General features: G+C 73.0%; 1 pseudogene. It reads left to right on the top strand.

Annotated elements, in window-relative coordinates:
- Positions 1-238: 238 nt before the first annotated feature.
- Positions 239-1,372 (top strand): annotated as a pseudogene (locus C1A33_RS25240) (fatty acyl-CoA reductase); the annotation flags it as partial.
- Positions 1,373-1,479: the final 107 nt, after the last annotated feature.

Here is a 1,479-nt window from a genome sequence, read left to right on the forward strand (position 1 = left end):
CGGGTGGGGTGGGGTTGTCCAGGTCGGGAGCCGGATCGTGGGGCTGCCCGTCACCGCGGCGCGGCGCGGACGGTAGGTTTCCGTGCGTACCGCGGCGTGGGCACCGACCGGTGAACTGCGGGTTGGCGTCGTGGGGGCGGATCGTCGCCTAGGGTTGCCCACCGGATGTGCACCCGCCCATCCGGAGGATGCGTGGGTGCCCGTAGGGGTGTCCCGGGGAATCGCAGCGGAGGTCAGGGTGGGTCTGCGCGAGCAGCTGGCGGGCAGGCGTGTCCTGGTGACCGGGATTACCGGGTTCATGGGTGAGGCGCTGCTCGAGCGGTTGCTGTCGGATTTCCCGGACACCCGGGTGGTGGCGCTGGTGCGGCCGCGGGGCAGTCACAGTGGTGCGGCGCGTCTGGCCCGGATGACCCGTAAGCCGGCGTTCCGGCTGTTGCGGGAGCGGGTGGGGGCGGCGGAGCTGGCGGCGCTGGTGGCGTCGCGGGTGGAGGTCATCGAGGGGGATCTGACGCGGGTGCCGGCGCTGCCCGGTGACATCGACGTGGTGATCCACTGTGCGGGTGAGGTGTCGTTCGACCCGCCGATCGATGATGCGTTCCGGATCAATGTGGGTGGGGTGCAGGAGCTGGTGCGGGCGTTGCGGGCGGCGGGGGCCGCGCCGCATCTGGTGCACGTGTCGACCGCGTATGTGGCGGGGTTGCGGTCGGGGCACATCGCGGAGGGGCCGCTGGCGCACGATGTGGACTGGCGTGTGGAGCAGGCGTTCGCGACGCGGGTGCGGGAGCAGACCGAGGACGCGTCGCGGTCGCCGGAGAACTCGACGCGGTTTCGGCGGGCGGCGGTGCGCCGGTTCGCGGCGGCGGGGGCGCAGACGGTGTCGGCGGAGGCGGAGCGGCTGCGCCGGGAGTGGGTGGCGCGCCGGCTGGTGTCGGCGGGCGGTGAGCGGGCGCAGGTGCTGGGGTGGACGGATGCGTACACGTTCACCAAGGCGTTGGGTGAGCGCTGGTTGGAGGAGCATCACGGGGAGCTGCCGCTGACGATCGTGCGCCCGTCGATCATCGAGAGTGCGGTGGCGCGGCCGTTCCCGGGGTGGATCGAGGGGTTCAAGATGGCCGAGCCGCTGATCCTGGCCTACGGCCGGGGGGAGCTGCCGGATTTCCCGGCGTCGCCGGACGCGGTGGTGGACATCATTCCGATTGATCTGGTGGTGAACGCGACGCTCGCGGCGGCGGCGCACACCCCGCCGGTGGAGCGGCCGGCGTATTACACGGTGTGTTCGGGGTTTCGGAATCCGTTGCGGTTCTGGGAGCTGTACGAGCATGTGCGGGAGTACTTCCTGGCCGATCCGCTGCCGCAGCGGGGGCGGGGGGCGAGGGGTGGCGGGGGGGGGTGGGGGGGGGGGGGGGGGGGGCGGGGCGGGGGCGACGCCCGAGGTCGGCGCGCCGAGCCAGGTCAGCGCGCTGATCCAGCGCGCTGATC

Source organism: Frankia canadensis, assembly GCF_900197875.1.
GTDB classification, from domain to species: domain Bacteria; phylum Actinomycetota; class Actinomycetes; order Frankiales; family Frankiaceae; genus Frankia; species Frankia canadensis.